Consider the following 18,996-nt stretch of genomic DNA (forward strand, 5'->3'; position numbering starts at 1 on the left):
ATGACGTCTCATGCCGCCAGCCGGGCAATCCGCTGCAGCCGCCGCAGTGTGGTATCGTCCTGCAAAGCCTGCTGAAACAGCGAAATCTCCTGGTCGATGCGATCGCAGAGTGCGCCTGTGTCGCCCTTGAGCAGGTCGCGCGTCTGCAGCAGTGCGGCGACCGGCTTCTTGGCGAGTTGCCTGGCTCTGCCAAGTGCGGCTTCCTCGACGTCGCCCACCACGATCTCCGTGACCAGGCCCAGCATCCTGGCGTCTGCGGCACTGAGCGTGTCGCCCAGGCAGAAGAAGCGGAAAGCGCCGGCATAACCGAGTTTTTGCGGCGCCAGGATGCTGGTCGCCGCGTCCGGCACGAGGCCGAAATCGACGAACGGCACCCGGAACGTGCTTTCGTCAGATGCGATCACCATGTCGCAATGGAACAGGATGGTGCAGCCGACACCGACGGCGTCGCCGTCGACACAGGCAAGGACCGGTTTGGGGAACGTCGCCAACGTGCGGAACATGTCGGTGACGGCAGCGATCAACCGTTGATGCTTGGTGGCGTCGAGGAACTCGGAGAAATCGCCGCCGAGGCAGAAGCAGCCGGCGAGGCCACGCAGCACCACGACGCGCACATCATCGTCGATTGCAGCTTCGTGGAAGATCCTGGCCAGGCTTTCATAGGCTCGCCCGTCCAGCACCGGCCGGCCGTCATCCGACGACACCGTGACGATCAGCGAATGATTGCGGAACTCTGTTTGCGGGTGGATGTTCATGGCTGTCTCCAATTCTCACGAGGCCTGCCTCATTCCGAGCCTGTCGGGATATCCCCTGGCCAGAACCGGCGCGAAATGACTGCGACGCGACCGCACCACCTCAAGCGTGTGCTCGTTGAAGGTGAGCAGTGTGGCGACGACCTGCTGGTTGCCATAGGTGCGCTGGTAGCCAAGCGGCTTCGCCAAGAAGTGCAACTGCAGCGCCCGCAGGACCCACATCGGTTCGAACTCGATGATCACCTGGTTGACATTCCGCTTCAGCCCCCACTCGACGAAGCCGGCAATGAGCTCGGTGCCGACCGTCGAGACGCCGCGCTTGCCGTCACGAAAGCCCGGCGCCACCGCATAGCGGGTCAGTTCCCACACGTTCGGCCCGGATGGCGGCGTGCCTTCAAAGAGGTCCGCCAGCACCTCGGTCAGAAGATGCGCACGCGTTGTCGGTAACATCCGCTGATAACCGGCGAGTTCGCCATTGCGGATGACGAGCTGATGCACCGCCTCGTCATGGTCGAACTGATCGATCTCAAGGCCGTCGGGGCGCTGCAGATCGGTCCACCCCATCTCCTCGACGAAAATCTTGTAGCGTAAGCGATGAACGGCCTCCCAAAGGTCGGGGCGTTCCATAAGTTCCTGTGTTGTAAGGGAAAAAAGCATCTGCCGTCTCCTAGGTTCAATAGGAAGATACGGCCGGGCTGTCCCGAGGAAATTACGCGATCACGTAGGCAAGAATTTCTAGGCCGGCACGGCCGAGCTAGCTAATATAGCCGCGCCTTATCGCTTCCGCGACCGCCTGCACCCGGTTGACGGCACCGAGTTTGCTTTTGGCGTTAAGAAGGTGTTTCTCTGATGTGTGTTCCGAAATTCCGAGAATCTGTGAAATCTCCCATTCGGACTTGCCGACGGCGGCCCATTGCATGCATTCGCGCTCACGCGGCGTCAGTTCGACGTGGTGGTCGACGGTCTTGGCCGCCATCGTGTGGATCTGCATGGCGCGGCCAATCGCATAGGTCGCCACCAGCGACACCAGCCCAAAATCGGCGCCCGACAATTCGACGGCCTCGCCGCCCAGCGACACCATGACGATCTGGCCATCGAGCGTGATCAGCGGGAAGGCCAATCCGTCGCGCAGCTTGAATTCGCCGGCGTCGCCCATCACTTCGCCGCTGCTCTTGTCGATGCGGATGCTCTGGGACGCTTCCCGCCACTGGAACGGCGCCTGCAGCTGCTTCATGTGGCTGACAACGGGGTCATGGTCGACATAGTTGCGCGCCACATAGCGCTCCAGCCATTCTCCCGGCCACTCGCAAAGCAGCACATGGTCCTTTTGCTGGCCTCTTGGCGTGCCCGGTTGCGGAACCGTTCCGGCCATCAGCGCCGTCAGGCCGAACTCCGAGGTTATGCCAAGCAGTTTTTCGCAGACCGCGGCCGCCGTATCGGCGTGCTGTAGCTGATCTATGAATTCCAGTGTGCGATCGAAATGGCCCATTGCAACATCTACCCCATGTTGCCTTCCCGCGTTGAGATCAACGGCCCAGTGCTTGACCCGCACTTTGCCCTCGACCCCGGATTACAAACCTGCTCCCCTCAGTTTGCAGCGGCTTGCGGCTACCCTCCAGCCGACCGCCACACATGTTTGCAAGCTCGCCGAAGCATAGCCCTAAATCGGCGTGATGAAATCAAAAACCGTTGTGCCTGTGGCATTTTCGTACCAAAAGCCACATTGGACAGGACAGGGCGGAGCTCGATCGTGGCAATTCGGTGGATGACCATCGTCTTGATGCTGGCAATGACGGGGGCAGCGTGGCTCACGGGAGCGCGTGCCGCGGAGCCGCAAGTGCCGGTGCTGTGGGATGCCAAGGAGCGGCTGCCGAAGCCTGACCTTTCCGCGCTGCCGCGTCTGAGATTCCTGACCACCACCGATTTCCCGCCGTTCAACTTCCTCGACGGGGCGGGCCGCTTGTCCGGCTTCCACGTCGATCTGGCGCGCGCGATCTGCGCCGAACTCGGCATCGCCGAAAAATGCCAGATCCAGGCGCTGCCTTGGGCCGAGCTCGAAGGGGCGCTGCAAAAGGGCGAAGGCGAAGCGATCATTGCCGGCATTGCCGCCACGCCGGAGTCGCGATCGAAATATGCTTTCTCGCGTTCCTACCTGCAGTTTCCGGCGCGCTTCATCATGCCGAAGGCAAAGGCGCTCACGGAGCCTATCTTCGACAGACTGCGTGGCAAGCGCGTCGGCGTGGTCGCAGGCTCCGCGCATGAGCGGATGCTGCGCGATTACTTCGGCACCGTCCAGGTTGTTCCTTTCGCGCAGCTGGAAGAGCTCTACGACGGTCTCAAGGCCGGCAAGGTCGACGCCGGCTTCGGCGACGGCATGCGCTTCGCCTTCTGGCTGGGCAGTTCGAATGCCGCAGCCTGCTGCCGCTTTGCCGGCGGTCCCTATCTGGCGCCCGAATATCTGGGGTCGGGCATGGCCATCGCTACCAGGGCCAACGATCCAGCGCTGGCCGCAGCGTTCGACTACGCACTGCAGGAGATTTCGGTGAAGGGCATCTTCGCCGAGTTTTATCTGCGCTATTTCCCGGTCAGCTTTTTCTGATCCGGCCCGGTCAGCTTTTTCTGATCCGGCCCGGTCAGCTTTTTCTGATCCGGCCCTGTCAGTTTCTTCTGAACCGTTGGGGTCTGGATCAAGTCAGCGTGCGCAGGCGAGCCTTGGCAGCACGGGCGATGGCGGCGACGGTGAGCGTGTCGAGATCGAGCTGGCGACGGATAAGCTGCAGCACCCTCACCTCCTCCAGGCGCATTTCGAGGTCGACGGCCGCGACCTCGAAGGCTGCGGCATAGGCGGTGTCAAGCAGGCGCTCGGGCAGTGCTTCAGCGACGTGCGCCAAAACGCCTTCCAACCCGTCCTTTTCGTGCAGCAACTTCTGGCAGTCCTGGGCGACGCCGACCAGCCGGTTGTGGTCGAAGTCCTCGAACACCGGCCATGAGCGGACGACGTCGCCAATCCGCGCCAATTCGACATTGGTCATGTCACGATCGGACGCGGAAGTGATGACCATAAGATAGATCAGGGCTTCGTGCGGTGGCAATGGCATTTAAAAACTCCTCAAACGGGCTCCGAAGTTAGGAACGCGGCACCGGCGTCGCAAGGAAAAAGCGCCGCGATCGTTGACGCCCACGGCAGGCACGCCTAGAGACCGGTTGAAAAAATCATCCGGCCCCTTCTTGCGACGATGCCAGCGAATAATTTGGAAAACAGTGACATGGCGGGATCAAACATCATCGATCTCAATCCCGAGGTGCTTGCGGCAGCGGCCGAAAGCAAGGCGTGGCCGTTCGAGGAAGCCAGGAAGATCGTCGATCGCTACAAAGGGGCTGACTTTCCCGAGACTGTCCTGTTTGAGACCGGCTACGGTCCGTCGGGGCTGCCGCACATCGGTACTTTCGGCGAGGTCGCACGCACCTCGATGGTGCGCCACGCCTTCCGCGTCCTCACCCGGGACACCGTCAAGACCAAGATCTTGTGCTTTTCCGACGACATGGACGGCATGCGCAAGATTCCGGACAGCGTCCCCGATCGCGCCGCACTCGAGCCGCACCTGCACAAGCCGCTCTCGTCCGTTCCCAATCCTTTTGGCGGCGACTATGCGAGCTTCGCAGACCACAACAACGCAATGCTTTGCCGTTTCCTGGACACGTTCGGCTTCGACTATGAGTTCGCCAGCGCGACGGAATACTACAAGGCTGGCCGTTTCGACGACGTTCTGCTGCGCGCTGCCGAACGTTTCGACAAAATCATGGACGTGATGCTGCCGACGCTCGGAGAGGAGCGTCAGGCGACCTACAGTCCGTTCTTGCCGATTTCCCCCAAAAGCGGCCGCGTGCTTTACGTCCCCATGAAGCATGTCGACGCCAAGGCCGGCACTATCACCTTCGACGATGACGGCACCGAAACCACGCTGCCCATAACCGGCGGCAGGGTGAAGCTGCAGTGGAAGCCGGATTTCGGCATGCGCTGGGCCGCGCTCGGCGTCGATTTCGAAATGTTCGGCAAAGACCACCAGACGAATGCGGTGATCTACGACCGTATCTGCAACATCCTGGGCGGGCGCGCTCCCGAGCATTTCGTCTATGAGCTGTTCCTGGACGAGAACGGCCAGAAGATTTCGAAGTCGAAGGGCAACGGACTGACCATCGACGAGTGGCTGACCTACGCGCCGACCGAAAGCCTCGAGCTCTATATGTACCAGCGGCCGCGGCAGGCCAAGAAGCTCTATTTCGACGTCATTCCGAAGGCGGTGGACGAGTATTACGCCTTTCTGTCCGCCTATCGCCGGCAGGAGTGGAAGGAGCGGCTGGGAAATCCCGTCTGGCACATGCATGACGGCAACCCGCCTGTCGTCGACCTGCCGGTATCGTTCGCGCTGCTGCTCAATCTGGTCAGCGCCTCGAACGCCCAGAACAAGGACGTGCTGTGGGGGTTCATTTTGCGCCACACGTCAGGCGTGACGCCGAAGACCCATCCCGAGCTCGACCGGCTGGCCGAGTATGCGATCCGCTATTTCGACGATTTCGTGAAGCCGGCCAAGGTGTACCGGGCCGCCGATGCGGTCGAGCGCGAGGCGCTGACGAAACTGTCCGAAGCGCTCGCCGCATTGCCGACAGATGCCGATGGCGAGGCGATCCAGAATGCCGCTCTCAACGTCGCGCGCAAGATCGAGCGCTATCAGGACCATTCGAAGCAGAGCCCGGAAGGCGGGCCGGGCGTCTCCGTCGCCTTCTTCCAGATGATCTACCAGATTTTGATCGGACAGGAGCGCGGCCCGCGCTTCGGTTCCTTCGCTGCGCTCTACGGAATAGCAGAAACCCGCGCGCTCATTCAGAAGGCGCTGGCTGGTCAGCTGGCGGCGTAGCCGCCGCCGAAGGATCGAGAATCGGCTGCGTCGGCTGCGCTGTGGCCGCAAAGGGGGCTGGTGCCGGAGGCAGGCCGGAGAGACTGGGCGCCGGCCCGAAAATGCCCTTCCTCGCCATACGGGCCTTCTCGCCGGCCTCGACGTAAGGGCCACCGTTGGCGGCGCGCGCCCAGCCGTTTTCGATCAACCACTGGCCGACATCCTGGTTGCCGACGCGGCATTCGGCGGTGATCAGGTCGCGGCCGCCCTCGGGTGGCACCGTGCAGACCACCGCCCGACCGCGCAGGAAGGCACGGAACGCCGTTCGCGCCCGGGTGCCACACGTCCACGATTTGCCGCCGTCGGTGCACGTTTCGTCCTGCCTGACGATGTCGACGCCGGAAATCGCGACGGAGTAGCCTTTGGCCTCGATCACACCGGCGGCCGATGCAACCGGCTGGAACAGTTTTGTCCCGTTCCAGTCGTCGGGCATTTTCGTTTTGGGCGGCTTGGGCGGTCCGGCCAGCGCCAACTCACTCAGCGGCGCGCGCGGCTCGACCCGCTCAAGCTCTTGCGGCTGAAGCTGCGGCGGCGCGACGACTTCGGGATCGATGGCCCTGGAACGCGCCTCTGGGCTCGCCGCCTTGGGTCGCGGATTTGCTGATGTAGCAGGCGCTTGGGATTGCGCCGCGATGCTGGCCTGCGCCCGAGCCGCGACGCGCCCATTTTCGTCCTGCAGCACGGAGCGGCCACCTGCGGCAATCGCAGCCCCCATTGCCAGGATCGTCAATACCGCGGCGGCGGCATGAAGCGGACTCACCGGCGGCCCCTACTGGCTTGCCCAGACAATCCGCGCCACCCATTCGACATCGCGCATCGGGATGTCGCGATCCGGGTGATCGGGATTGAGCGAGACCAGCATGATCGACTTCGCCGTCTGACGGTCCAGCACCTTGGCCATTACCTCGCCGGCATTGGTCTTGACGACGACGCGGTCGCCCTTGCGGGTGGCGGCGCCCGGCTCGACGATCAGCACGTCGCCGTTGCGGTAGAGCGGCAGCATGGAATCGCCCTGGACCTGCAGCGCATAGGAGATTTCGGTCGCCCGTGCCGGAAGCTCGATCAGGTCCCAGCCCTGCCCCACGGGAAAGCCGGCATCGTCGAAGAAGCCGCCGGCGCCGGCCTGGGCGAAGCCGAGCAGCGGCACCGAAGATTTCTGTGCCGGCAGAGATCCGGGGACGGTCTTGCCCCGGCCTTCGACCAGTCCGGTGAATTCGTCGAGCGAGGCGCCGGTCGCCTCGATGATTTTGGCCAGCGACTCGGTCGACGGCCAGCGCGGCCGCCCGTCCGAGGACAGCCGCTTCGACTTGTTGAAGGCGGTCGAATCGAGGCCCGCGCGTTTCGCCAGCCCCGAGGCCGAGAGCGAATAGCGCTCGGCGAGAGCATCGATGGCGGCCCAAACGCGATCATGCGAGAGCACTTTTGCTCCCCTTCCGAACAGGAAAAAATACCTTCTCCGTTCTAACCGGTGGCCGTGATTTTGTCCACCACCGAAGGCGGCGTCACGCCGCCTTCTTGGCCTCGCTCCTGGCATAGGGATCAAAGCGTTCGTAGAAAGTCTCGCCCTTCTCTGCCATCTCGAGCAGGAGCTTCGGCGCTTTGAACTCGCCGCCATACTTCTTCTGAAGACCCTTGGCGATCTTGACGAATTTTTTTGCGCCGATGCCGTCGATGTAGGACAGCACGCCGCCGGTAAAGGGCGCGAAGCCGAAAGCGAGGATCGAGCCGACATCGGCCTCGCGCGGATCGGTGACGATGCCCTCCTCCATCACCCGCGCCGCCTCCAACGCGATGGTGACCAGGAGCCGCTGCTTCAGTTCCTCATAGTCGACCTCTTCAGGCGGCAACTGCCGATAGAGATCCTTCAGGCCCGGCCACAGCTTCTTCTTGGCAGGCTTTTGCGGATAGTCGTAAAAACCCTTGCCGTTCTTGCGGCCGAAGCGGCCATGCGTGTCGACCAGCGTGTTGATCAGCGTCATCTGCTTCGGGTCGACCGCCTTGTCGCCGAGATCGCGCATGGTTTGCTTCATGATCTTCTGCGCGAGGTCGATCGCCGTTTCGTCCGTCAGCGCCAAGGGGCCGACCGGCATGCCGGCGGCCTTCGCCGCGTTCTCGATCATCGGCGCCGGAATCCCCTCGATGAGCATCTTGTAGGCTTCCGACATGTAGCGCAGCACGCAGCGGTTGACGTAGAAGCCGCGCGTGTCGTTGACGACGATCGGCGTCTTCTTGATCGCGCGGACGAAGTCGATCGCAGTGGCCAGCGCCTTGTCGCCCGTCTTCTTGCCCAAAATGATTTCGACCAGCATCATCTTGTCGACCGGCGAGAAGAAATGGATGCCGATGAAATTCTTCGGCCGCGCCGAATTCTTCGCCAGCGACGTGATCGGGATGGTGGACGTATTCGACGCAAAGACCGCCGCCGGCTTCAGCACGGCCTCCGCCTTTTCGGTGGCGTCCTTCTTGACGCCCGAATCCTCGAACACCGCCTCGACCACCAGGTCGCAGCCTGCGAGGTCGGCATAGTCCGCCGTCGGCGTGATCAGCGACAGCAGCCTGTCCTTGTCCTCCGGCTTGGCGCGGCCCTTCCTGACCTGATCCGAGATCAGGCTGTCCGAATGCGCCTTGCCCTTGGCGGCAGCGTCCATGTCGCGGTCGAGCAGCACCACCGGAATGCCGGCCTTGGCCGTGACATAGGCGATGCCGGCGCCCATGAAGCCGGCGCCGAGCACGCCGATCTTCTTGAACTTGGTTTCCGGCACGCCGGCCGGACGACGCGCGCCCTTGTTCAGTTCCTGCAGCGACACGAACAGCGAACGGATCATCGCCGCCGCTTCCCTGGTCTGCATGATCTCGGTGAAATAACGCTGCTCGATGCGCAAGCCGGTATCGAACGGCACCAGTAGGCCTTCATAGACGCATTTCAGGATGGCTGCGGCAGCCGGATAGTTGCCATAGGTCTCGCGACGCAGGATGGCGATTGCCGGTGGCCATAGATTGGCGCCGGCCACCGAATAGACCGGGCCGCCGGGCAGCTTGAAGCCCTTCTCGTCCCACGGCGCCACTGGCTTCAAGCCATTTTTGATCATGGCTTTGGCGGTTTCGACCAGTTTCGTCGGTTCGGCAATCTCATGGATCAGGCCCATCGACTTGGCCTTCTGCGGCGACAGCGTCTGACCGGACGTCAGCATCTGCAGCGCCTGCTGCTGGTCGGTCAGCCGCGGCACGCGCTGAGTGCCGCCGGCACCCGGGAAGATGCCGATCTTCACTTCGGGAAGCGCCATCTTGACCTTGTCGGAATCGGCCGCGACACGGCCATGGCAAGCGAGCGACAGCTCGAACGCGCCGCCCATGCAGATGCCGTTGATCGCCGATACCCACGGCTTGCCTGAGGTCTCCAGCTTGCGGAACAGGCCGGTCATGTAGCCGGCATTGTCGAACAATGCCTTGGTCGCCTTGTCCAGGTCCTTGGCTTTATCGGCTGCGAACTTCGACAGCATCTTCTGCAGCATGGTGATGTCGGCACCTCCGGAGAACGTGTCCTTGCCGGAGGTGATCACCGCCCCCTTTATCGACGCGTCGCTCGCCACCTTGTCGACGATGGCGTTCAGCTCCAGCATCACCTCTTCGGTGAAGACGTTCATCGAGCGGTCGGGCATGTCCCAGGTGACCAGCGCGATGCCATCGGCGTCAATGTCGAGGGTGAAGTTGGTGTAGCTCATCGGTTTCTCTCCCGTCAGACGCGTTCGATGATCGTTGCGGTGCCCATGCCGGCGCCGATGCAGAGCGTCACCAGCGCGGTGTTCAGGTCGCGGCGCTCCAGTTCGTCCAGCACCGTTCCGAAGATCATCGCACCGGTTGCGCCGAGCGGATGGCCCATTGCGATGGCGCCGCCATTGACGTTGATCCTGTCGTGCGAAATGTCGAAAGCCTGCATGTAGCGCAGCACCACCGAGGCGAACGCCTCGTTGAGCTCGAACAGATCAATGTCCGACAGCTTCATCCTGGCACGCTTCAGCAGCTTCTCGGTCACGTCGACCGGACCGGTCAGCATCAGCACCGGCTCCGAACCGATATTGGCGAATGCACGGATTCGAGCGCGCGGCTTCAGGTCGAGCGACTTTCCAGCCTTCTTCGAGCCGAGCAGAACGGCCGCCGCGCCATCGACGATACCAGACGAATTGCCGGCGTGGTGGACGTGATTGACCTCCTCCACCTCGGGATGCTTCTGCACTGCGACGGCATCGAAGCCGCCCATTTCGCCGGGCATGACGAAGGACGGGTTGAGGGCCGCCAGCGACTGCATATCGGTCGAAGGCCGCATGTGTTCATCGTGGTCGAGGATGGTCAGGCCGTTCTGGTCCTTGATCGAGATCACCGAATTCTTGAAGCGGCCTTCGCCCCAGGCTTTGGCGGCGCGCTTCTGGCTTTCGACCGCATAGGCGTCGACGTCGTCGCGCGAAAAGCCGTACTTCGTGGCGATCAGATCGGCCGAGATGCCTTGCGGCACAAACCAGCCCGGCAGGCCGACCGAGGGGTCCATGAACCAGGCGCCGCCGGACGCGCCCATGCCGACGCGCGACATCGATTCGACGCCGCCGGCGATGACGATCTCGTCGGCGCCCTGCGCGATCTTGGCGGCGCCGAAATTGATGGCGTCCAGGCCAGAGGCGCAGAACCGCGAGATCTGCATGCCGGGCGCTTTCGTGTCGTAACCGGCCTCGAAGGCGGCGGCGCGTGGAATGACAGAACCCGCCTCGCCGACCGGATCGACGCAGCCGAAGATGATGTCGTCGACGGCGCCGGTGTCCAGCCCATTGCGGTCACGGATCGCCGCAAGCACCTTGGCGCCGAGCCGCACCGCCGGCACCTCGTGCAGCGAGCCATCCTTCTTGCCCCTGCCGCGCGGCGTGCGCACGGCGTCATAGACATAAGCTTCGGCCATTTTCCTGCTCCTTGGTTTGCTGAAAGTCTCTCAGAGAGAGCGCCCGATCAGCAATTTCATGATCTCGTTGGTGCCGCCGTAGATGCGCTGGACGCGGGCGTCGCGGAACATGCGGGCGATCGGATACTCATTCATGTAGCCATAGCCGCCATGCAATTGAAGGCATTCATCGACGACTTTTCCCTGCAGGTCTGACAGCCAGTATTTGGCCATCGAGGCCGTCACCGGGTCGAGACCACCATCGATATGGCGGGCGACGCAGTCATTGTAGAAGACCCGGCCTATGGTCGCCTCGGTCTTCAGTTCGGCCAGCTTGAACTGGGTGTTCTGGAAATCGATTATCGCCTTGCCAAAGGCCTTGCGCTCCTTGACGTAGTCGATGGTCAACGCCAGCGCCCGTTCGACCATGGCGATGGCGCCGGTGCCGATCTGCAGCCGCTCCTGTGGCAATTGCTGCATCAACTGGACGAAGCCCTGGCCTTCCTCGTGGCCGAGCAGATTGGAGGTCGGCACGCGCATATCGTTGAAGAACAGTTCCGACGTGTCGTTGGCCTTGAGCCCGATCTTGTCGAGGTTGCGGCCGCGCTCGAACCCTTCCACCTCGTCGGTCTCGACGACGATCAGCGAAGTGCCCTTGGCGCCCTTCTCGGGGTCGGTCTTGGTGACAATTATGATGAAATTGGCGAGCTGGCCGTTGGTGATGAAGGTTTTTGAGCCGTTGACCTTGTACTGGTTGCCGTCCTTCTCGGCGCGCGTTTTGACGCCTTGCAGGTCGGAGCCGGCGCCGGGCTCGGTCATGGCGATGGCGCCGATCAGCTCGCCGGTCGCCAGTTTCGGCAGCCACTTCTTCTTCTGCTCCTCCGAGCCGTAGTGGAGGATGTAAGGGGCGACGATCGAATTGTGCAGGCCGATGCCGAAACCGTCGACGCCGACATGGCCGATCGCCTCGATGATGGCGCTCTCATGCGCGAATGTCCCGCCCGAACCGCCATATTCCTCCGGCATCGAGGCACAGAGCAGACCGGCCGCGCCCGCCTTCAGCCAGCACTCACGGTCGACCATCTCGTTCTTCTCGAACTCGTCATAGCGTGGCGCGATCTCTTCCGACATGAAGCGGTGCGCCATGTCGTAGAGCATGCCGACCTCGTCCACCGCCCAGGCAGGTTTGGGAAGGCCAAGAATTTCGGCGGGGTTGGTCATGCTGTTTCTCCCTTGCGCCGACGTCCCCCTCCCCTTGAGGGGAGGGAACGTCGAGCTTAGAACGCTTCCGCCGGCAGTGCCATCAATGTATCGGCGCCGCTGGAGATGCGGGCGAGGTGCGCCGACGTTTCCGGCATGATCCGCTCCATGAAGAAGCGCGCCGTCACCAGCTTGCTATCGTAGAACGCCGGAGAACCATTGGCGCCGTTCGCCAATTTCGCCCCGGCCGCCTTGGCCATCTGCGCCCACATATAGCCCAGCGCCACCAGGCCGAAGAGATGCATGTAGTCGGTCGAGGCGGCACCGGCGTTATCGGGCTTGGCCATGCCGTTCTGCATCAGCCACATCGTCGCCGCCTGCAGATCGTTGAGGCCCTTCTTCAGCGCCTTGGTAAAGGGCGCCATCTTCTCATCAGTGCGGTTCTCCTCGCAGAATTCGCCGACCTCCCTGAAGAAGGCCTGCACGGCGCGGCCGCCATTCAAGGCCAGCTTGCGGCCGACGAGGTCGAGCGCCTGGATGCCGTTGGCGCCCTCGTAGATCATGGCGATGCGGGCATCGCGCACGAACTGGCTCATGCCGTGCTCTTCGATATAGCCGTGCCCGCCGAACACTTGCTGCGCCATCACCGCGTGGTCGAAACCCTTGTCGGTGAGCACGCCCTTGACCACCGGCGTCATCAGCCCGGTGTAGTCGTCGGCAGCCTGGCGGTCCTTGTCGTCACTGGCACGGTGGGCGATATCGGACTTGATCGCCGTCCACAGTGCCAGTGCGCGACCGGCCTCGTTGAAGGCCTTTATGGTCATCAGGCTGCGGCGGATATCGGGGTGGACGATGATCGGGTCGGCCTTCTTGTCCGGCGCCTTCGGCCCAGACAGCGAGCGTCCCTGCAGGCGATCCTTGGCATAGGACACAGCGTTCTGGTAGGCGACCTCCGACACAGAAAGCCCCTGCAGGCCGACGCCGAGCCTCGCTTCATTCATCATCGTGAACATCGCTTTCAGCCCGCCATTCGTCTCGCCAAGCAGCGTGCCTTGTGCCTCGTCATAATTCATGACGCAGGTCGAATTGCCATGGATGCCCATCTTCTCCTCGATCGAGCCGCAGGAGACGGCGTTCTTCTCGCCAGGATTGCCAGATGCATCGAGCTTGAGCTTCGGCACGATGAACAGCGAAATGCCCTTCACGCCTTCCGGCGCGCCGTCGATGCGGGCCAGCACCAGGTGGACGATGTTGTCCGCCATGTCGTGCTCGCCGGCCGATATGAAGATCTTCTGGCCCGAAATCCTGTAGGTGCCGTCGCCATTGGGAACCGCCCTGGTGCGCAGCAGGCCGAGATCGGTGCCGCAATGCGGCTCGGTCAGATTCATGGTGCCGGTCCAGACGCCTTCGACCAGCTTCGGCAACCAGATCGCCTTCTGCTCGTCGGTGCCATGGGTAATGATCGCGGCGATCGCGCCCTGCGTCAGGCCGGGGTACATCATCAGCGACATGTTGGCCGAGATCATATATTCGGAAACAGCGGTATGCACCGCGTAAGGCAGACCCTGGCCGCCAAATTCGACGGGTGCGGCGAGCCCCAACCAGCCGCCCTCGCGGTATTGGTCGAAGGCCTCCTTGAAGCCCTTCGGCGTCGTCACCGAACCGTCGCCATGGCGCTCGCAGCCTTCCATGTCGCCGACGCGGTTCAGCGGCTGCATGACATTTTCAGCGAGCTTGGCGCCCTCGGCGAGGATGGCCTCGACCACGTCCGGCGTCGCGTCGGAAAATCCGGGAAGATTGGAATAGCGCTGGTAGCCCAGCACTTCGTTCAGCACAAACAGCGTGTCCTGGACCGGCGCCCTGTAGATCGGCATGCATTTCCTCCACCATGCGGCCTTGGCCCCGAAGCCCCCAACGTGAAGTCAGACGGGCATGCGGACCAATGTTCAGGTCGGAATAGCAAAAGTTGACGTTTGCGTAAACGTCAATTTCTTGATGCGACAAATTAATCCCCGCCGCTCGCTCATAGCGTAACGGCGCTGGCCGTAGCCAGTCCGAACAGATTGAAAGATATTCGTCCCCGTCGCAGCCGCAAGACAAAGGGAAGAGCCGCGCAGCCAAGCCCCACGCGGCTCTCTCCCAGAAGGTTCACCGGAAGCGGGCGAAGAATTACCCGGCGACGCTGGCCTGCGGCGAGCGTTCGCTCAGCATCTGACGCACCGCCGCCATCGAGTTGCTCAACTCGTTGATGGCATCGTCGATCAGAGCCCGCTGCTTCTGCAGGCGGGCAAGCTGCTTCTCCGACTTGTCGAGCGTCAGTCGCAACTGCTTGGTGTTGGAACCGCTGGGGTCGTAGAGGTCCATCATTTGCTTGACGTCGCGCAGCGAGAACCCGACCTTGCGGCCGAGCAGGATCAGCTTCAGCCGCGCCTTGTCGCGACGCGTGTAGAGACGGGTCGAGCCGTCGCGCTGCGGATTGAGAAGGCCCTTGTCCTCGTAGAAACGCAGCGTACGCAGCGTTACTCCGTATTTCTTGGCCATCTCGCCGATGCGGACAAGATCCTCGCCGGCTTTATCGGACATGTCATTGGTATTGGCCGCGGCTTGGCCGGGCGAAACAAGTTTCATGGTCACTGGCTTTCCCCATCTGGTGGCGCCGCGGTCCTGGACCGTACGTCGCCTGAGTCGAAGCGGGGGCGTGCTTCCACTCGTGGTTTCAACAAACAAATCGCAAACGGCACAATCTTGCACCCTTACGTTTACGTCAATTCTATACCGATAGCCGCCTCACGAAGCAAGGGCGTCGTGCGGGAGGAACTTTTTGCCGCATCCGCCAGCGCATGGCCAGGCGCTTCAGGCGCTCGTCAACATCGTTGCAACTTCTTAAGCTTGGTTAACGCGTTGTTTACCACGTTGGGCGAATTGTGCGCATGTCGGTCACCCGTGGTTATCCTGTAGCGAATTTTTCACGGTTTTTCGGAGTCCACCGCAGCAAAGCCGCGGCCGTCTTCGTTTCCGGCAGGACTTTGGGAACTGGTCATAAAGCCAGCAGCGATTGTGAACGGGCGCATCGATGAACAGCAAGCGGTCCTATCTCGATACACTCAACACCGGCCGGCAGCGCAGGGCGTACACCACGCTTGAACAGCTCAACCGCTCCCTGGAAACGCTGGAGCAGCGGCTGGAGCGGACGCGCGAGGACTTGAGCGAACGTCCCGATCCGCGCCGGCTGAGCGCGGAGCCGCGCTATGCCAGCGCCCGGCCCTATGAGGATCCGCGCCCGGCGCAGCCGCCGAAAAGCCCGGCGCCGGCTGCCTTCGATGAGAATTACCAGGCGATCGCCCGCGACATCGACCGCGTGCGCGGCCAGGAAGACGGCGTCGCCGTGGTCGGCAAGATCGCCGGCGAATTGCGCGGCCTGCGCGAGGAACTGCGCCACCAGATGACCGCCGGCCTGCAGCGCGAATTCGAAGCGCTGCGCAACGACATCGAGCGGGCTTTCCAGGCAAGCACCCAGACGGGTGGCCTATCGGCGGGAGGCAAAGGCAGCGCCGAACTCGGCGTCGAGTTCGAGCGGCTTTCCGGCGCCATCCAGTCCCTGGCCGAAAAGAGCGACGACAGAAGCGTCAACATGCTCCGGCTCGATCTGGAGCAGGTCAAGGCCGCGCTCGACACATTGGCGCGCGAGGAGAGCGTGCAGGCGGTCGGCCGCCGCTGGGACGAGTTCGACCGCCGCTGGACCGCGTTTGAGGATCGTGTCGATGCCGATCAGCGACAGCGGTCGGACGCACCCGGTCTTTCGATGCTGACCGAACGGCTCGAACAGATCAGCAATGCCGTCAACAATCTGCCGGAATCGCTTTCGCTGCGCTCGCTCGAAGAGAAGGTCCGCACGCTTGCCGGCGCCGTCGAGCATTTCGCCCGCCAGCAGGACAGTCTCGGCAGCAGCACATTGGCGATGATCGACGAGCGGCTGGACGAGATTTCCCGCGCCATCGTCGCCTCGACCGTCGCTGCGCAGGCCAATTCATTCGACCCCGAAGCATTCGAGCGTATCGAGAAGCGGATCGCCTCGCTTGCCGAACAGATCGAGGAAGTGACGCAAGTCCACCCCAGCGGCGAGGTCATCGACCGCCTCAACATGCTGTCGAGCAGGGTCGACGATCTTGCCAGCCGGGCCAATTTGCCTGAGCAGGCGATGGAGCGTCTCGACAAGCAGATCGCGCTTATTGCCGACAAGATCGACCGGGCGCCTGCCATGCCGGACGCCGACTATATCTTCCAGGGGCTGGAACAGCGTTTCGACGTGCTGTCCGGCATGATGGAGCGCCGCCAGGGCGACGCGATCGAACAAGGCAACATGCTGTTTCGCGATCTCGAGCGCCGGTTGGACGAAGTTGCCGACAGGCTGGACCAGCGCATGCCGCAGATCGACGGGGCCGGCATCATGGACGCCCTCGACGCCCGCTTCAGCGCGCTGGCCAAGCGCTTGGAGACGCGCGTTCCCGATCACGCAGGTGAAGCCGCGATCCGTGGCCTGGAAAGCCGGCTCGAAGACATTTCAATCCGGCTGGATTCATCGGCGGCACAAGTCGCCGGCATCGACCCGGCCCTGATCCGCAGCCTGGAAGCGCAGGTCGCGGGCCTGTCGGCGCACCTTTCGAAACCCGGCGCGCCACTGCCGGAATTGGAGGATATCAGCCCTCGTCTCAACGAAATCGAGAAGTCGCTGGCTGGCACCCGCGATTCCATCCTCAGCGCGGCGCGCGAGGCAGCCGAGAGCGCCGTCCGTTCGTTGGCGGGCTCCAGTGCCAACACGGCGGCCGTCTCTGGCCTCGCCCAGGATCTGAAGACGCTCGAAGCACTGACGCGTCGTTCCGACGAGCGCAATTCGAGGACCTTCGAAGCCATCCACGACACGCTGCTCAAGATCGTCGACCGGCTGGGCTCGCTGGAAACCGGCGAGCCGACCGACGCTGTGAGCGAACTTCTGGATACGCAACCGGTCGAGCCGGACAGCTGGCGCGGCGTGCGATCGTCAAAGATGGCCGTACGTGACGCGCCGTCCATGGACATCGACCAGCCACTGCCGCTGACGGAAGACATGGCCGACCTCGACAGCCATGTCACTGCCATGATCAGCGATGACTCAAGTTCGCCTAGCGAACCGAGCACGCGTAGCGACCTGGGCACGCGTAGCGACCTGGGCACGCGTAGCGACCTGGGCACGCGTAGCGACCCGGGCACGCGCACGCCGGCCGAAGCCGCCGCGGCCGCGGCCATGGCGGCGCTTGGCTCGGACACGGCGGAAAAAAGCCAGCCGACCGGCGGCCGGAAGTCGATGCTCGGCGGACTGGCGCGCGCCTTCAAGGCCAAGAAGGAGACGATTGTTCCACCGCTTGCCGGCTCCGCGCCTGATGTCGAGATACCGATTGCCGATCTCGACGAGCCGCTGGACCCGAAGGTTGCCAACCGGCCGCTGGAGCCCGGCTCCGGCCCACCTGACCTCAACGCCATCATGAAGCGCGTGCGCGACGAACGCGGCCCGCCCGGCAGGGCCGGCAATGCCGACGCATCGAAATCCGACTTCATCGCCGCTGCCAGGCGCGCGGCGCAAGCGGCCGCTGCCGAGGCCGACGCTCTCAAGCGGCAATCGACGATGAGGGGGCCGGTAAAAGCGCTCAGGATCGGCGACTTGCTCAAGGCGCGACGCAAGCCGATTCTGATGGCAGCCGCCGCGGTCATGCTGGCGCTCGCCGGCCTGCAATTGGGCAAGGCCTTTGTCTCCGACCCGGTCGAAATGGCCAGCAACGATACGGCGCCGATGGCGGCCGCGCAGCCAGCGGAAACCGCATCGATCGGTACCGTCAACGAACCGAAGACGGACACAGAAACTGCAGGGGATAGCGCACCAGACCACGCTGTCCGGCAGGCAGAGCCATCCGAATCGGTAGCCGAGGACGACATGCCGGCGCAGGCCGCCATCGTCACGCCGTCATATGGCGAAAGATCGGCGGATGCCGAAACGTCGGTCGACTCAGGGTCCGCGGCCGAGCCTGTTCCTGCGCCAATGGCTTCAACGACGTCGCCCGATCCGGCGGCGGCGAACGTTACAGCGTCGGCACCTGCGGGCCCGACGGCTGCGGACGCCGAACCAATGGCGACGACGCCGGACGCCACCCCCGCGACCCAGGACATGACCGGCACGGTCACTTCAGCGGTTGCTTCGACGGCGGCGGCCACTGCCAAGATCGACATTCCAGCCGATGCCGGCCCGGCTGCCTTGCGTGACGCAGCGGCCGGCGGCGACGCCAAGGCACTGTTCGAGATCGGCTCGCGCTACGCCGAATCGCGCGGCGTCAAGCAAGACATGGCAGCGGCCGCCAAATGGTACGAGAAATCAGCCGAGCTCGGCTTCGCACCGGCGGAATACCGCATCGGCAACTTCTACGAGAAGGGCACCGGCGTCGCGCGCGACGTCAAGAAGGCGAAGACCTGGTACCAGCTCGCCGCCGCACAGGGCAACGCCAGCGCCATGCACAACCTCGCCGTGCTCTTCGCCATGGCGGCGGATGGCGTGACCGACAATGAATCGGCCGCGCACTGGTTCCAGGCCGCCGCCGATCTCGGCGTCAAGGACAGCCAGTTCAATCTCGGCATCCTGGCGGCGAAGGGCGTCGGCATGAAGCAGAATCTCGAAGAGTCCTACAAATGGTTCGCGCTCGTCGCCAAGACCGGCGACAAGGATGCGGCGGCAAAGCGCGACGAGATCGCCAAGGCGCTCAGGCCCGAGCAGCTCGAACGCGCACGCGCCGCCACGGAGCTGTGGAAGGCAAAGCCGCTCGATCCCGCGGCCAATTCGGCCGATATTCCCGAATCGTGGCAGGACGGCACGCCGCAGACGACCGCCAGCGTCGACATGAAGAAGGTCGTTCAGAACATCCAGCGCATTCTCAACAAGAACGGCTACGAGGCCGGCAATGACGATGGCGTGATGGGCCAGAAAACCAAGGATGCCATCATGGCTTTCCAGACTGACAACGACCTGAAGCCCACCGGCACGGTCGACGAAAAGCTGGTCAAGGCGCTGCTTGCGCGCAAATAACGTCAGATGCGTCGTTTCCGCGACGCCTTTGCCACACATTTGCCTGTTAACTGATTGAGT

The 18,996-nt window shown here is 63.2% G+C and carries 14 protein-coding genes; 3 read left to right on the plus strand and 11 right to left on the minus strand.

Annotated elements, in window-relative coordinates:
* Nucleotides 1-8 precede the first annotated feature (8 nt).
* The 3 genes from AC0L2V_RS12495 to AC0L2V_RS12505 all read right to left on the minus strand — a co-directional run bounded on the left by AC0L2V_RS12495 (nucleotide 9) and on the right by AC0L2V_RS12505 (nucleotide 2,241).
* Entirely contained in the window at nucleotides 9-755 is a 747-nt protein-coding gene (locus AC0L2V_RS12495) for an enoyl-CoA hydratase-related protein (RefSeq protein ID WP_084646899.1), read from the minus strand.
* Between the two features lie 15 nt (nucleotides 756-770).
* On the minus strand, nucleotides 771-1,409 hold the full coding sequence (locus AC0L2V_RS12500) for an acyl-homoserine-lactone synthase (protein ID WP_027155170.1): 639 nt from the start codon (nucleotides 1,407-1,409) through the stop codon (nucleotides 771-773).
* 97 nt (nucleotides 1,410-1,506) lie between these two features.
* The gene (locus AC0L2V_RS12505) at nucleotides 1,507-2,241 is read right to left on the minus strand and encodes a helix-turn-helix transcriptional regulator (RefSeq protein WP_091600335.1); all 735 of its coding nucleotides are present in this window, start codon (nucleotides 2,239-2,241) and stop codon (nucleotides 1,507-1,509) included.
* A 291-nt stretch (nucleotides 2,242-2,532) separates the two neighbouring features.
* Here AC0L2V_RS12505 and AC0L2V_RS12510 point away from each other — a divergent pair, with 291 nt between their 5' ends.
* Nucleotides 2,533-3,351: a transporter substrate-binding domain-containing protein gene (locus AC0L2V_RS12510; protein ID WP_091600345.1), complete on the plus strand. Its 819-nt coding sequence runs from the start codon at nucleotides 2,533-2,535 to the stop codon at nucleotides 3,349-3,351.
* Between the two features lie 88 nt (nucleotides 3,352-3,439).
* Here AC0L2V_RS12510 and AC0L2V_RS12515 read toward each other — a convergent pair whose 3' ends face one another.
* On the minus strand, nucleotides 3,440-3,850 hold the full coding sequence (locus AC0L2V_RS12515) for a tellurite resistance TerB family protein (protein ID WP_091600334.1): 411 nt from the start codon (nucleotides 3,848-3,850) through the stop codon (nucleotides 3,440-3,442).
* Between the two features lie 168 nt (nucleotides 3,851-4,018).
* Between AC0L2V_RS12515 and AC0L2V_RS12520 the strand changes: the two genes are divergently transcribed.
* Nucleotides 4,019-5,668, plus strand: coding sequence for a lysine--tRNA ligase (locus AC0L2V_RS12520; RefSeq protein ID WP_091600333.1), 1,650 nt, complete (start codon nucleotides 4,019-4,021; stop codon nucleotides 5,666-5,668).
* Here AC0L2V_RS12520 and AC0L2V_RS12525 read toward each other — a convergent pair.
* The 7 genes from AC0L2V_RS12525 to AC0L2V_RS12555 all read right to left on the minus strand — a co-directional run bounded on the left by AC0L2V_RS12525 (nucleotide 5,631) and on the right by AC0L2V_RS12555 (nucleotide 14,459).
* Entirely contained in the window at nucleotides 5,631-6,467 is an 837-nt protein-coding gene (locus AC0L2V_RS12525; protein WP_473520215.1) for a thermonuclease family protein, read from the minus strand. The two genes, AC0L2V_RS12520 and AC0L2V_RS12525, sit on opposite strands and share 38 nt — an antisense overlap.
* 9 nt (nucleotides 6,468-6,476) lie before the next feature.
* The gene (locus AC0L2V_RS12530; RefSeq protein WP_473520216.1) at nucleotides 6,477-7,127 is read right to left on the minus strand and encodes a S24 family peptidase; all 651 of its coding nucleotides are present in this window, start codon (nucleotides 7,125-7,127) and stop codon (nucleotides 6,477-6,479) included.
* Nucleotides 7,128-7,209: 82 nt separating this feature from the next.
* Nucleotides 7,210-9,429 (minus strand): 3-hydroxyacyl-CoA dehydrogenase NAD-binding domain-containing protein, encoded by a 2,220-nt coding sequence (locus AC0L2V_RS12535; protein ID WP_473520217.1) that lies wholly within the window; start codon nucleotides 9,427-9,429, stop codon nucleotides 7,210-7,212.
* 14 nt (nucleotides 9,430-9,443) lie between these two features.
* Nucleotides 9,444-10,652: an acetyl-CoA C-acetyltransferase gene (locus tag AC0L2V_RS12540; RefSeq protein WP_473490486.1), complete on the minus strand. Its 1,209-nt coding sequence runs from the start codon at nucleotides 10,650-10,652 to the stop codon at nucleotides 9,444-9,446.
* A gap of 30 nt (nucleotides 10,653-10,682) precedes the next feature.
* Nucleotides 10,683-11,852: an acyl-CoA dehydrogenase family protein gene (locus AC0L2V_RS12545; RefSeq protein ID WP_473520218.1), complete on the minus strand. Its 1,170-nt coding sequence runs from the start codon at nucleotides 11,850-11,852 to the stop codon at nucleotides 10,683-10,685.
* A gap of 56 nt (nucleotides 11,853-11,908) precedes the next feature.
* Nucleotides 11,909-13,705 (minus strand): acyl-CoA dehydrogenase, encoded by a 1,797-nt coding sequence (locus AC0L2V_RS12550; protein WP_473520219.1) that lies wholly within the window; start codon nucleotides 13,703-13,705, stop codon nucleotides 11,909-11,911.
* 295 nt (nucleotides 13,706-14,000) lie between these two features.
* Nucleotides 14,001-14,459, minus strand: a complete 459-nt coding sequence (locus AC0L2V_RS12555; protein ID WP_473520259.1) for a MerR family transcriptional regulator — start codon at nucleotides 14,457-14,459, stop codon at nucleotides 14,001-14,003.
* Between the two features lie 445 nt (nucleotides 14,460-14,904).
* Here AC0L2V_RS12555 and AC0L2V_RS12560 point away from each other — a divergent pair, with 445 nt between their 5' ends.
* Nucleotides 14,905-18,936: a peptidoglycan-binding protein gene (locus AC0L2V_RS12560; RefSeq protein WP_473520220.1), complete on the plus strand. Its 4,032-nt coding sequence runs from the start codon at nucleotides 14,905-14,907 to the stop codon at nucleotides 18,934-18,936.
* Nucleotides 18,937-18,996: the final 60 nt, after the last annotated feature.

This window comes from Mesorhizobium sp. WSM4814 (assembly GCF_055811595.1).